Source organism: Bradyrhizobium sp. Kon58 (genome assembly GCF_055807455.1).
The window spans coordinates 1-12,713 of record NZ_JBVVOT010000037.1; the positions used below are offsets into that span (position 1 = coordinate 1).

16 protein-coding genes are annotated in these 12,713 nt (G+C 65.2%); 8 read left to right on the forward strand and 8 right to left on the reverse strand.

The genetic code is table 11. From position 1 onward, the window contains the following. Positions 1–138: 138 nt before the first annotated feature. Positions 139–1,512 carry a PleD family two-component system response regulator gene (locus tag AC0L20_RS34990; RefSeq protein WP_018455158.1) on the reverse strand — a complete coding sequence of 458 codons (1,374 nt, stop codon included), beginning with the start codon at positions 1,510–1,512 and terminating at the stop codon, positions 139–141. Positions 1,513–1,526: 14 nt separating this feature from the next. Then, entirely contained in the window at positions 1,527–1,892 is a 366-nt protein-coding gene (locus AC0L20_RS34995; RefSeq protein WP_007603272.1) for a response regulator, read from the reverse strand. Between the two features lie 241 nt (positions 1,893–2,133). Between AC0L20_RS34995 and AC0L20_RS35000 the strand changes: the two genes are divergently transcribed. From AC0L20_RS35000 to AC0L20_RS35010, 3 genes are read left to right on the forward strand one after another with little or no spacing between them, the layout of a single operon-like run. Further along, complete coding sequence (locus tag AC0L20_RS35000; protein WP_456769577.1) at positions 2,134–2,445, forward strand: DUF3572 domain-containing protein; 312 nt, start codon at positions 2,134–2,136, stop codon at positions 2,443–2,445. Next, positions 2,442–3,731 carry a DNA polymerase IV gene (locus AC0L20_RS35005; protein WP_473294987.1) on the forward strand — a complete coding sequence of 430 codons (1,290 nt, stop codon included), beginning with the start codon at positions 2,442–2,444 and terminating at the stop codon, positions 3,729–3,731. Before AC0L20_RS35000 ends, AC0L20_RS35005 begins: the two co-directional genes overlap by 4 nt. Then, positions 3,731–4,138: an ACT domain-containing protein gene (locus AC0L20_RS35010; RefSeq protein ID WP_473294988.1), complete on the forward strand. Its 408-nt coding sequence runs from the start codon at positions 3,731–3,733 to the stop codon at positions 4,136–4,138. Before AC0L20_RS35005 ends, AC0L20_RS35010 begins: the two co-directional genes overlap by 1 nt. A gap of 86 nt (positions 4,139–4,224) precedes the next feature. Here AC0L20_RS35010 and AC0L20_RS35015 read toward each other — a convergent pair whose 3' ends face one another. Continuing rightward, positions 4,225–4,626 (reverse strand): RidA family protein, encoded by a 402-nt coding sequence (locus AC0L20_RS35015; protein WP_007603265.1) that lies wholly within the window; start codon positions 4,624–4,626, stop codon positions 4,225–4,227. Positions 4,627–4,691: 65 nt separating this feature from the next. Then, positions 4,692–5,537 carry a cell envelope integrity EipB family protein gene (locus AC0L20_RS35020; protein ID WP_085384481.1) on the reverse strand — a complete coding sequence of 282 codons (846 nt, stop codon included), beginning with the start codon at positions 5,535–5,537 and terminating at the stop codon, positions 4,692–4,694. Positions 5,538–5,772: 235 nt separating this feature from the next. On the opposite strand from AC0L20_RS35020, the gene AC0L20_RS35025 reads away from it, so the two are divergent. Genes AC0L20_RS35025 through AC0L20_RS35040 form a run of 4 tightly spaced genes read left to right on the forward strand, consistent with a single transcriptional unit; the run spans position 5,773 to position 8,769 of the window. After that, positions 5,773–6,240: a RidA family protein gene (locus tag AC0L20_RS35025; RefSeq protein WP_007611287.1), complete on the forward strand. Its 468-nt coding sequence runs from the start codon at positions 5,773–5,775 to the stop codon at positions 6,238–6,240. A 5-nt stretch (positions 6,241–6,245) separates the two neighbouring features. Continuing rightward, on the forward strand, positions 6,246–6,992 hold the full coding sequence (locus AC0L20_RS35030; RefSeq protein WP_473294989.1) for a glycerophosphodiester phosphodiesterase: 747 nt from the start codon (positions 6,246–6,248) through the stop codon (positions 6,990–6,992). A 54-nt stretch (positions 6,993–7,046) separates the two neighbouring features. Continuing rightward, the gene (locus tag AC0L20_RS35035) at positions 7,047–8,288 is read left to right on the forward strand and encodes a GNAT family N-acetyltransferase (protein ID WP_473294990.1); all 1,242 of its coding nucleotides are present in this window, start codon (positions 7,047–7,049) and stop codon (positions 8,286–8,288) included. A gap of 52 nt (positions 8,289–8,340) precedes the next feature. Then, positions 8,341–8,769, forward strand: coding sequence for an HIT family protein (locus AC0L20_RS35040; protein ID WP_473294991.1), 429 nt, complete (start codon positions 8,341–8,343; stop codon positions 8,767–8,769). Positions 8,770–8,878: 109 nt separating this feature from the next. Here AC0L20_RS35040 and tsaA read toward each other — a convergent pair whose 3' ends face one another. The 4 genes from tsaA to AC0L20_RS35060 form a co-directional block, all read right to left on the reverse strand. Beyond that, positions 8,879–9,370 carry a tRNA (N6-threonylcarbamoyladenosine(37)-N6)-methyltransferase TrmO gene (gene tsaA / locus AC0L20_RS35045; protein WP_354158402.1) on the reverse strand — a complete coding sequence of 164 codons (492 nt, stop codon included), beginning with the start codon at positions 9,368–9,370 and terminating at the stop codon, positions 8,879–8,881. A 31-nt stretch (positions 9,371–9,401) separates the two neighbouring features. Then, on the reverse strand, positions 9,402–9,752 hold the full coding sequence (locus AC0L20_RS35050) for an AzlD domain-containing protein (RefSeq protein ID WP_007603256.1): 351 nt from the start codon (positions 9,750–9,752) through the stop codon (positions 9,402–9,404). Then, a complete protein-coding gene (locus AC0L20_RS35055; protein ID WP_035994751.1) occupies positions 9,749–10,489 on the reverse strand; it encodes an AzlC family ABC transporter permease in 741 nt (246 codons plus the stop codon). The genes AC0L20_RS35050 and AC0L20_RS35055 overlap by 4 nt, the downstream gene beginning before the upstream one ends. 105 nt (positions 10,490–10,594) lie before the next feature. Continuing rightward, positions 10,595–11,548 carry a lytic transglycosylase domain-containing protein gene (locus AC0L20_RS35060; RefSeq protein ID WP_473295029.1) on the reverse strand — a complete coding sequence of 318 codons (954 nt, stop codon included), beginning with the start codon at positions 11,546–11,548 and terminating at the stop codon, positions 10,595–10,597. A gap of 108 nt (positions 11,549–11,656) precedes the next feature. Here AC0L20_RS35060 and AC0L20_RS35065 point away from each other — a divergent pair, with 108 nt between their 5' ends. Beyond that, the gene (locus AC0L20_RS35065; RefSeq protein ID WP_473294992.1) at positions 11,657–12,697 is read left to right on the forward strand and encodes a TRAP transporter substrate-binding protein; all 1,041 of its coding nucleotides are present in this window, start codon (positions 11,657–11,659) and stop codon (positions 12,695–12,697) included. Positions 12,698–12,713: the final 16 nt, after the last annotated feature.

Genomic DNA, 12,713 nt, shown 5'->3' on the forward strand with positions numbered 1-12,713 from the left:
GCGCAGACATCTTCCTGTCTGCAATCTTGCTCGCAGCCGCAATCTCATGGTGGGCTAAATGAGTCCGGACCCTAGTGTCGGCTACTGTGCATGGGGTTGTTTTCGCGTTTTTTTTTGCGCCGGCCTGTGCAATCGGCCTCACGCCGCGTGCGACACCACGCGATTGCGGCCGTCGTGCTTGGCGCGGTAGAGCGCGGTGTCGGCGCGCTTGAGGACGTCGCCAACCGCCTCGCCCTTCTGCTCCAGCGTGGTCAGGCCGATCGAGATCGTGACCTCGATGCGCTTGGTGCCCTTGTGGATCGCAAAGGGCTCGCCGGCGATCGAGCGGCGCAGGCGCTCGGCGACCATGCCGGCGACGTGGAGATCGGTCTCCGGCATCACGATGACGAATTCCTCGCCGCCGTAGCGGCAGGCAAGGTCGATGCCGCGGATCGACTTGCGCACCCGCACGGCGAATTCGCGCAGCACGTCGTCGCCGGCGTCGTGGCCGTAATTGTCGTTGATCGACTTGAAGTAGTCGATGTCCAGGATCATCAGCGCCAGCGGCTTGCCGCGGGTTGCGGCCTGCTCGGCCAGCGTCGCGAGATGGCTTTCCATGTAGCGGCGATTGTGCAGCCCGGTGAGCGCGTCCGTGATCGCCATCTCGATCGAATTCTGCACGTTGTCGCGCAGATGGTCGGTGTAGCGGCGGCGGCGGATCTGGGTGCGGGCACGCGCCAGCAGCTCGATCTTGTCGATGGGACGCAGCAGATAGTCGTTGACGCCGATCTCGAGCCCACGCAGCAGCCGCGTCGCGTTCTCGGGGTCGGCGATCGCCAGGATCGGCACATGCCGCGTGCGCTCCAGCGAGCGCGCCTGGCTGCACAGCCTGAGGCCGTCGAAATTGTTGAGGTCGAGCGAGACGATCAGCAGATCGTAATTGCCCTCGGCGGCGTGGAACAGCGCCTCCGTCGGGTTCGGCTCGACGTCGATAGTGTGCTCGGCGGCAAGGATCGTCGCCAGCCGCTCATAGGAGGACTGGCGGTCGTCGACCAGCAGGATGCGGCCGCCCTTGCCGGTGTCGGAGATTGCACTGCGCTCGGGCGCCTGCATGCCGATCTCGAGCGAGGTGATGGCGCGCATGCGCAGCTCGTCGGTCATCATCTTCAGCCGCGTCAGCGAGCGCACGCGCGCGATCAGCACGACGTCGGAGACGGGCTTTGTCAGGAAATCGTCGGCGCCGGCTTCCAGCCCGCGGTTGCGATCGGACGGGCTGTCGAGCGCGGTGACCATCACGACGGGAATGTGGTGCGTAGCCGGATCGGTCTTGAGGCGGCGACAGACCTCGAAACCGTCCATGTCCGGCATCATGACGTCGAGCAGGATGATGTCGCATTCGGCGCGGGCGCAGATCGCCAGCGCCTCGGTGCCGTTCGCGGCGGTCATCACGTCGAAATATTCGGCGGACAGGCGGGCTTCGAGCAGCTTGACGTTGGCAGGGACGTCATCGACGACGAGGATACGCGCGGACACTGTGAACTCACTTCCTATCCGATGAAACGTCGGACCGTCTCAATGAATTTGCCGACCGAGATCGGCTTGGACAAATAGGCCTCGCAGCCGCCCTCGCGGATGCGCTCTTCGTCGCCCTTCATCGCGAACGCCGTGACGGCGACGACGGGAATACTGCGCAGCTCCGGATCGTCCTTGATCCAGCGCGTCACCTCCAGGCCCGAGACCTGCGGCAATTGGATATCCATCAGCACGAGGTCGGGCCGCATCTTGCGAACGAGGTCGAGCGCCTCGTAGCCATTGCTGGTGCCGGTGGTCTGGTAGCCGTGCGCCTCCAACAGGTCGCGGAAGAGCTTCATGTTGAGCTCGTTGTCTTCCACGATCAGGACGGTCTTAGCCATCCCGCCCTCCTGATTGGTCCGCAGACCGATGCATGTGACGCCTCAGGCGCCGGTCGCCGGCGCTTCGAAAACTGGATTCAAACTAGCCTCGAATTCGCTTGAGTTTCGTTAAACCCGAGGGCCGACTTTCTGCGATGTGGTTTCCAGTTGCTTGTCGGGGGTCGCAAGACTCAGGAACGAGACTCGGGCATGGTGACCCCAAAGTAGACACCTAAAGTTAACGGAAAGGCAAACCGGCCACGTGAAAAAGCCTGTTCACAACCCGCGCGAAGTCGCTGAAATCGTTGCGCTTCAGGCGCTGTCTTTCGTCGCGGGCGAGCCGGAGCGGCTGGGCCTGTTCCTGGCCGAGACAGGGGTCGGCCCGGAGATGCTGCGCAAGGCGGCCTCGGACCCCAATTTCCTGCTCAGCGTGCTCGATTTCGTGATGCGCGACGACGCCACCGTGAAGGCCTTTGCCAGCACTGCGGAACTGCATCCGACCAACGTTGCCGCAGCGCGGCAGGTCCTCGGCGACGCGCTCGGCGACCCCAATTGGGAGCGCGACGTGCCGTGACCTCCCTGGAGACGGCCGGACCCCGCTGCTTCTGCCGGGATTGTTCGGCCGATCTGGATATGGGGGTGCGGCGCTGTTCCGCCTGCGGTTCCCCCCGCCTCGCCCGCCACCGCGCGCTCGCTAGCCTGACCATCGCCCATATCGACTGCGACGCCTTCTACGCGACCGTCGAGAAGCGCGACAATCCCGACATCGCCGACAAGCCCGTCATCATCGGCGGGGGCAAGCGCGGCGTGGTGTCGGCGGCCTGCTACATCGCCCGCACCTACGGCGTGCGCTCGGCCATGCCGATGTACAAGGCGCTGGAAGCCTGCCCGCATGCGGCCGTGATCCCGCCGAACATGACGAAATATGTCCGGGTCGGGCGCGAGGTGCGCCAGGCCATGCAGGCGCTGACGCCGCTGGTCGAGCCGCTCTCGATCGACGAGGCTTTCCTCGATCTCTCCGGCACCGAGCGGGTTCACGGCATGATCCCGGCCAAGGTGCTGGCGCGGTTCGCAGGCAACATCGAGCGCGACATCGGCATCAGCGTCTCGGTCGGCCTCTCCTGCAACAAGTTCCTGGCGAAGATCGCCTCCGACCTCGACAAGCCGCGCGGGTTTGCCGCGCTCGACCAGGAGGAAGCGCGCGAGATGCTGGCCGACAAACCGGTCGGTTTCATTTTCGGCGTTGGACCCGCAACGCAGGAGCGTCTGGTGCAGCGCGGCTTCCGCATCATCGCCGACCTGCAGAAGGCCGACGAGATCGAGATGATGCGGCATTTTCCGAGCGACGGCCGCAGGCTGTGGCGGCTCGCGCGCGGCATCGACGACCGCCGCGTCGAACCCGATCGGGGCGCCAAGACGATTTCGAGCGAGACGACGTTTGAGACCGACATCCGGGATTTCGCGACGCTGGAGAAGATTCTGTGGCGGCTGTGCGAGAAGACGTCGTCTCGCCTCAAGAGCAGCGAGCTCGCCGGCTCGACCGTCACGCTGAAGCTGAAGACCGCCGATTTCCGCCAACGCACGCGCTCGCAGTCGATCACGGCCCCGACGCAGCTTGCCGCAAAGATCTTTTCGATCTGCCGCGAGATGCTGGCGAAAGAGATCGACGGCACCGCCTTTCGCCTGATGGGCGCCGGCGTCAGCGCCCTGCGCGAGGGTTCGGTCGCCGACGACACCGACATGCTCGACCGTCGTGCCGCCCACGCCGAGCGCGCGGTGGACAGCTTGCGTAAGAAATTCGGCAGCGCCGCCGTGATCCGCGGCATCGCGTATGAGGGGCCGGAAAAGGCGCAGGAGTGATGACAGGCGAACACGACCTCGACGCGCTGCTGAGAGACATGAAGCCGGATCTGCGGCCAGGCATCTTCGTGTTCTGCACGATCCCGACAGACCAGCCGCCTCCCGCGGCGCTCAGCCCTTTGCTGACGTTCCGCGAGCAGGAAGGAACGACACTCGTGATCCCTCGCGACGAGGCCGAAGCGGCGGGACTACGCTACGCATTTGCATCGTGCCTGATCACCCTGACGGTCCACTCCGCACTCGATGCGGTCGGTTTCCTGGCGGCGATCACGGCACGTCTCGCTGGAGCCGGCATCAGCGTGAACGCCGTGTCGGCATTCCACCACGATCATCTGTTTGTGCCGGCTGACAGGGCAAACGACGCGATGATTCTTCTGCAAGAGATGTCGCGCACGAGGGAAGCGTAGCCCGGATGGAGCGCAGCGCAATCCGGGATGGCGCATCTGCGTACACAGCTTCCCGGATTACGCTTCGCTCCATCCGGGCTACGGGATCAATCCGCGACCGCCACCGCCTCGATCTCGATCATCCATTCCGGCGCGGCGAGCGCCGAGACACCGACCAGCGTGCTCGCCGGCGGCTCCATGCCTTCGAAGAAGGCCGAGCGGGCCTTGCCGATGATCGGGCGCAGTTCCGGCTTGTAGTTCACGACGAAGGTCGTGATCTTCACGATGTTGGCGTAGCTCGCGCCGGCTGCTTTCAGCGCGTGCCCGAGATTCTGCATCACCTGCGTGGTCTGCGCGGCGAGATCACCCTCGCCGACGATCCGCCCTTCCTCGTCCACCGACACCTGACCAGAGATGTAGATCGTCCGCGCCCCCGTGGCGGTGACGACATGCGAATAGGCGGGATTGTGATGCAAGCCGCTGGGGCGAAGATGATCGAGCTTGGGCATGGTGAACCTCCCGGATGTTTGTGGTTGGGAGGAGCGTAGCCAGAGACCGCGTTGCAGGCCAGCCCTCAATTGCAGGGCTTGCTGTCCTTCGCGTCGAACTTGCCCATCGCGCCCGAAATCACAAAATCGTTGTAATCGAGCACAAGCTGGCGCGAGACGCCGTTCTCGTAGAGCTCGAACGCCATCGCATAGACCGGCGTCTGCTCGCCTTCCTTCTGCTGGGCCTCGCGGTCGAAATAGCTGACGGTGACGGGCCAGCGCTTGAGCGACTTCATGTGCTCGTCTGACGTCGACGGATCGGGCGAACCTTCGCGCTCCGCCGGGATCGGCTGACCGATCACGGTCAGCGTGTTGTAGACCTTCTGGCCATCGTCGGAGCCGTCATAGACGGAGAGCTCAAGCAGGGACTTGCCCTCCTTCGCGGCAGCAATGATGCGCTGGATCTGTTCGGTCGGAAACACGATCTTTCCGTCGAGCGTAAAGCTCTTCGGCGCCGGCAGCTTCAGCTTGACATTGATGTGGTCGCCGTCGCGCTCCGCCGAGCCGTCGACCCGGCCGGCATCCGCCTCGTTCATCCGCGTCTCGATCTTGAAGCGGTAGCTTTTGCCGCCGGCGTCCTCCCAGGAATTGGAGCGGAGGTCGCTGAGCGTGACCTTGCCCTCGCCGCTGTCGAGCTCGGAGACCTGGCGGAATTCGGAGGTGTAGCCCTCGCACGAACTTCCGGTGAAATTGTAGAGGATGCGGCCGCGCGCGCTGTTGATCGAATTGGAGCGCGATTTCACCAGGCTCAAATCATAGAGCGCCTGATGCGCGAGGAACGGACCGTTCGCGGCCAGCGCACCGCCTCCGGGGCCGAGAGCGGCCGCCGCGAGCGCCGTCACACCGAGCGAAGTCCGGAAAAGGTGCAGCATGTCTGGTCCCTTGGGGAAAGCGCAGATTCGACATTTTAATGAACGTTCCATTGCGTCGCAACTGAGGCCGTTTCACGTAAAGTTGCGGCCTTTGCGTTGAACCTCCTGCCCTGCCTCAACAAATTGCCACCCCCGACGGTTGCTTGCATGTGGCGGCACGATGGGCGAAACAGGGCCCGCCCGCGCTGCAAGGGATGCGCCCGGGCGGATGGATTTTTGGACAACGAGGTCGGACATGGCGGGCACGGTCGAGCAAAAGCTGGCGGAACAAGGCATCAAGCTGCACGAGGCCCCCACCCCCGTGGCCAATTACGTCCCGTTCGTGCGCACCGGTAATCTGCTGTTCGTCTCGGGCCAGGTTTGCTTCGATCCAGCCGGCAAGCTGATCGCCAAGGGCAAGCTCGGCGCCGGCGTGACCATCGAAGATGGCGCCGCCGCCGCCCGCGGCTGCGCCGTCAACCTGCTGGCCCAGGTCAAGGCGGCGCTCGGCGACCTCGACAAGGTCGTGCGCGTGGTGCGCCTCGGCGGCTTCATCAACTCGGCCCCGGACTTCCTGGACGGGCCGAAGGTCCTCAACGGCGCCTCCGACCTGATGGTCGCCGCCTTCGGTGACAAGGGCCGTCATGCCCGCACCACCGTCGGCGTCGCCTCCCTGCCCGCGGATGCGGCGGTCGAGGTCGAAGGCGTGTTCGAGGTCGCCTGAGGCGAATGCGCGCTCCTGATTGGCTGACAGCCCGCCCAGTCGCCCATCGCGGCCTGCACGACATTTCCCGCGGCATCGTCGAGAACATGCCGGGCGCGGTGCAGGCTGCGATCGCGGGCAATTTCTCGATCGAGGTCGACATCCAGCTCTCCGCCGACGGCGAGGCCATGGTGCATCACGACCATGCGCTCGGCCGCCTGACCGGGGCCACCGGCCCGCTGGTCGAGAAAACCGCCACTGAACTGAAGGCGCTCACGTTCAAGGACACGGCCGAGCGGATGATGTCGCTCAGCGACCTCTGCGCCCTTGTTGGCGGCCGCGTGCCGCTGGTGATCGAGGTCAAGAGTCATTTTGACGGCGACCGCAAGCTGGTGAAGCGGATGGCCGAGGTCCTGGCGTCCTATGACGGCCCCGCCGTCGGCATGTCCTTCGACCCGGACCAGGTGCTGGCGCTGCGCGAGCTGTTGCCCTCCCGTCCCCGCGGCATCGTCGCGCAGCGGAGCTATGAGGACGAATACTGGGCTTACCTGACCCAGGAGCAGCGCGACAGCATGCTGTACCTGCGCCACGGCTTCCAGACCCAGCCGCATTTCGTTGCCTTCAGGGTCGACGACCTGCCCGCCGCCGCCCCCTGGATCGCCCGCAATGCGTTCGGCTGCGCCCTGCTTGGCTGGACCGTGCGCACGACCGAGCAGCGCACGCGGGTTGCGCAACATGCGGATCAGATGATCTTCGAAGGCTTCGTACCGTAGGCTTGATGTTTCCCACTCTTGAAGTCGCTGCTGCAATGCACGATCTTGGGCACGATGGCACCATCCGAAATCACCCTTGAGGCCGTACCTTCCATTGGCGAAGTATCGCCGGACGACTGGGACGCCTGCGCCAATCCCGGCAAGTCTTGCAACGGGCATGACAAGGGAACCGCATCCGGGCTTCCAGGCGATTCTCTCGGCCTCTCAAAGCCTGCCTATAACCCCTTCGTCTCCCACGCGTTTTTATCGGCCGTTGAGAAATCAGGTTCGGCCACGATCCGTACCGGCTGGGGGCCGCGGCATCTCGTGGCCAAGATCGACGGCCGCGTCGCCGGCGTCGTGCCCTGCTATCTGAAATCGCACTCGCAAGGCGAGTACGTCTTCGACCGCGGCTGGGCCGATGCCTATGAGCGCGCAGGCGGGCGCTACTATCCGAAGCTGCAGGTTTCGGTTCCCTTCACGCCGGCCACGGGACCGCGGCTGCTGGTCCGCGACGGCGTCGACCGCGAGCGCATCATGGAGGCACTGGCGAGCGGGCTGGTGGCGCTGTGCGGCGTCAGCAAGGCTTCCTCGGTCCACGTCACCTTCGCCCGCGAGGCGGAGTGGAAGCTGCTGGCCGAGCACGGCTTCCTCCAGCGCACCGACCAGCAGTTCCACTGGCACAACGAGGGTTTTGCAAGTTTCGACGATTTCCTGGCGACGCTGAACTCCCGTCACCGCAAATCGATCAAGCGCGAGCGGCGCGATGCGCTGGCAGCCGGGATCACCATCCACTGCCTCACGGGCAAGGACATCACCGAAGATGCCTGGGACGCCTTCTTTCAATTCTACATGGAGACCGGCTCACGCAAATGGGGCCGGCCTTATCTGACGCGGGAGTTCTTTTCGCTGATCGGCGAGACCATGAGCCAGGACGTGCTGCTGGTGATGGCACGCCGCAACGATCGCTGGATCGCGGGCGCGATCAACTTCATCGGCTCGGACACGCTGTTCGGCCGCAATTGGGGTGCGGTCGAGCATCATCCCTTTCTGCATTTCGAGGTCTGCTACTATCAGGCGATCGACTTCGCCATCAAACGCGGCCTGGGGAATGTCGAGGCCGGCGCGCAGGGCGAGCACAAGATCGCACGCGGCTACCTGCCCCGGACCACCCACTCCGCTCACTTCATCGCCGATCCCGGCTTGCGCCGCGCCATCGACGATTACCTCAAGCGCGAGCGCGCCTATGTCGCGGAAGCCGGACGTGAGCTGGCCGAGCTCGGCCCGTTCCGCAAAGGCGCCGACGAGGCGCCTTGACGGTACGCTGCGGCTGGTGACAGTAAGCGCAAAATTCCAGGGAGCCGCCGCCATGACCGCCTACGACCCCAACAACATTTTCGCGAAGATCCTGCGCGGTGAATTCTCCTGCCACAAGGTTTACGAGGATGAGCACGTCCTCGCCTTCCTCGACATCATGCCGCGGGTGCCGGGCCACACCCTGGTGATTCCAAAAGCCCCTGTCCGCAACATCCTCGACATCAAGCCGGACGACTACGCCCATGTCGCCCGCGGCGCGCACAAGATCGCAGCCGCGGCGATGACGGCATTCAAGGCCGACGGCATCACCGTGCAGCAGTTCAACGAGGCCGCCGGCGGACAGGTGGTGTTTCATCTCCACATGCACGTGATGCCGCGCCACGACGGCGTGGCGATGCTTCCGCCCGCCAGCCGCAAGGAAGACGTCAAGGTGCTGGAAGAGAACGCGACCAAGCTGATCGCGGCGTTGAAGGCGGGCTGACGCTCTCCACGCGTCATTGCGAGCGCAGCGAAGCAATCCAGACTGTGTCCGTGGTGGCAGTCTGGATTGCTTCGTCGCAAGAGCTCCTCGCAATGACGGAGGAGAGACTTCACTCCGTCTGGAAATCCCCCGGCTGCGGGGCGGCCAGTGGCGTGAACTCGCAACGATCCGGCTTGATGTCGATCAGCGGCGTGTTGTCGAGGCAATCGAGCCCGCGCACCAGAATCGCGTTGCCCTCGATACCGACGAGCTTCACGATCGACGTGCCGATCGGATTGGGGCGCACCGGCGAGCGCAGCGAAAACGTGCCGCGGGTCTTCTCGTTGTTCTTCGGGCTTTGCAGGACAATGTCGCGGCGCGACTTGTCGAGCCAGTAGAGCACTTCGAGATTGCTGTAGAAATCGACGCCCTTGATCGCGGGCACGAACGGCTCGAAGATCTCGAGGCGGCATATCGGGCCGTCATGCCGGCCCTGGCGTGGGGTCTCCAGCCGCGAACTCCATGGCGTGCGGATGCGCCCGATGAAGACGAGGCCGGCATCCTGCGTCGGCGGCAGCTCGATGGAGACTTCACCCTCGCGGAGCTCGTTTTCGCGAACCATATTTCCAATTCCCTGCTGTTCGCCAGCGGTTTTAGCCCAACCACCACTTGCCGGCCAGCATGAAGACTTCGCCCGCGACCACGCCCGCGAAGATCGAGCGGCGGGTCAATAGGAAGACGACGAGGCCGGCGCCGACCGCACCGTAGCGCAAGGCATCCGGCACGCTCGCAAGCGCCCCGGGCGGCTCGACCACGATCTGGGCGATGACGCCGGCCAGGATCGCGGTGGCGACCGCCCGTACCCAGACCAGAAGCTCGGAGCCCTCGTCGATGCCGCCGCCAAACCACAGGCCGAGCATGCGCCATATCTGGTTGGGAACGACGCCGGCCACGAACAGCACCGCCAGCGCGTGCCAGTCGCCAATGAGCTGCGCAAAGCTCATGCGCGCACCTCCCGCCACCAATGCACGCCATAGGCAATCGTGCCGGCTACGAGGCCGCTGACGAGGATGTCGAGGCCGGAGTTCATCTTCGCGGCCAGCGGATAAAGCAGAACCCCGAGCGCGAGTGCGACGACGTCGGCGACCTCGCGGCTGTTGCGTGCGGTCGAGAACAGGAAGGACAGCGGCGTCAGCAAAAGGATCGCGGCGCCAAGCGTCTGGGTCAGATTGGCGGCAAGGAAATAGCCGACCGTGTTGGCGGTGAGACACACCGAGACGAGACCGAAGCCAAGTCCGTTGACAAAGGCGATCCGGCGCTCACGCGGTACCTGCGGCAGGAAGCGATGGCATTCGACCCACAGTGTTACCGCGGTGAGATGCGCCGCGAAAAACAGCTCGCGCCGTTTTGTCGTCGGCGTGCGCATCAAGGGCAGCACCGAGACCACCATCGGAAACAGGCGGATCGCACTGACGGTGACCGCGATCGCCGACTGGATGACCGTCGCGCCGGAGCCGAGCGTGGTGATCAGGATGATCTGCGCCGGCCCCGCCCAGACGAACAGCGTCGAGCAGAGCGCCCATAGCAGGCTGAAGTGGGTGTCGTGGGCGAGCGCGCCAATGCCGAGATAGGTCGCGAACAGGACGAGGGTGAGGATCGTCTGCGTGATCGAGCGCAGTCCCCACGCAAAGGCGCGCCAGGGACTTTGCCATTGAGGTGAATCGAGCGGAGGAAGCGCCACGGGAGTCTTGGCCGGGTGAGGAATCGTGCCTGCATAACGGGCAATGCGGCGCCTCGCGTCAAGGAAGCACGCGGCGGGGCTGGCATGCACGCTGGGACAGATGCCCTATCCGCTCACACCGCGATTCTTCAGCACGAAGCATGCCCCGCCAGCCTTGCGGATACGACCGCAGAGTTCATCGGCCTCGCTCCGCGTATCGGCGCCGATGCGCACCTGGTAGAAGGCGCGCGTGCCACGGCTGCGCATCACTGAACTCAGCAGGCTCGGATCACGTTCGCCGATCGCGGCGCCCAGCCGCGTGACCGCGCGGGAATACATCGCCAAAGCCCGGTTGCGGTCAAAGCCCGCGGCGAGCTGGACGCCCCAGATCTTTGCAGCCGCAAGCTCCACATGCTGCTCGAGCTCGGCGACGAAGGCATTCGGCGCGCGCTTCAACAGCGCCATCAGATCGCGGCAGCTTGTCGGCGGCGCGCTCGGCGGCCCCTTGCCGGTCGCGCCTGCCTTGGCCCAGGCATCGACGCTCGTGCCAGTGATGGCAAGAACGTAGTTGCGGGTCTGCTCCGGCATGCCGCCGGTGCCGGCGAGCCATTCCTGCACCCGGCGCGGCCCGGCATTGTAGGCGGCCGCCGCCAGCCCGAGATTGCCGAACTGGTTGCGCAGCTCGTTCAGGAATTCCGCCGACTTCGGCAGCGCCTGCACCGGATTGAAGGGATTGAGCAGCCCGCGCTCGCTCGCGGTGCCCGGCATGAATTGCGCGATCCCCTGCGCGTGTTCGCCGCTGCGCGTCATGGGCCCCACCGCATCGGCCTGGAAGCGACTCTCCTGCCAGATCACGCGGGCGAAGAACTCCAGCGGCAGATTGGCATCGCGCGCTGCGGCCTCGACGATCAGGCAGATCGATTCCCGCGTGTCGCTCTCCCGCACGTCCGCGGGCTTCGCCGGCGGCGTCGCGAGCTCTTCGACGCTGGGGACAGCGACATCGGTCTTAGCGGGCGAACTGTCCCCCGCCGCGGCCCATGTCGCCGAGACAAGCAGCGCGGGGATGATGCACATCGCCATCTGCACCCATCCTGTGCGGGCATGGCGGTGGCGCGCCTCGGCGCGGCATGCGACAGTGTGATCTGCCATGTTGTGGCATCGTGCCATGGTTCGACGAGTTGCCAATATATGCTGCCTGACCTGCTTCTCCCAATGCGTTACCCGGCCAAACGGATCCGCGCGATCCTTGTCCTCGCCGCGCTCACCCTGAGCGTCGCGCCAGCCTCCGCTCAGGTGGCGTCTCGGGACGCGTCTCAAGTCAATTGGCGGATGACCACGGAATACCCTGAGAATAACATCTCCGGGATTGGACTCTCGACTTTCGCCAGCCGCGTCTCCGACCGTACCCACGGTTTCGTGACCGTGACCAACGCCTTCGACAACCAGCTCAAGATCAACTCGGGCGAGATGCCGCGCGCGGCGCTGGACGGCCGGATCGCGGGCGGTGATGCCTTCGCGGGCGCGCTCTCGGGCCTCGATCCCGTGCTCGGGCTGTCCACCCTGCCCTTCCTGGTGCAATCGGTGGATCTCGCCCGCGCCACCAATCTGCGGGCGCGCCCGCTCTATGAGAAGGCGCTCGCGGCGCGCGGCCTCAAGCTGCTGTATGTGACGATTTGGCCGGCCACGGGCCTCTGGTCGGAGCGGCCGCTCGAAGGCGCCGACGACCTGCCGAAACTGAACTTGCGAACCTACGATGCCAACTCCACCGACGTCATGCGCGCGGCCGGCGCGAACGCGCAATTCCTGCCGATGGACGCGGCGCTCGCCGGACTGAGGGAACACCGGCTGAATGCCTTCCTCACCTCCGGCGACGGCGGCGCGGGGCGCAAATTGTGGGACTTCCTGCCGCATTTCACGGCCATCAATTACGCGATGCCAATCTCGATCGCCTTCGTCCGCAGCGAAGCCTTTGCCGAACTGTCCGAACCGATGCAGCGCGAGGTGCTTGCCGCGGCGGTCGAGACCGAACAGAGCCAGCTCGCGCTACTAACCCACCGCACCATCGAGAACTATGCGCGCATGCGCGACAATGGCGTCCATATCGCCGAGCCGGCGCCAGCGTTCCTTGTCACGGAGTTGCGGAAGGCAGCAACGAACGCGGTCACCGCCTGGGAAACCCGGGCAGGCGCGGAGGCGACCGCCATCGTCGAATGGGCGAGACAGCAATGAGGGAGCGCTAGCGGCA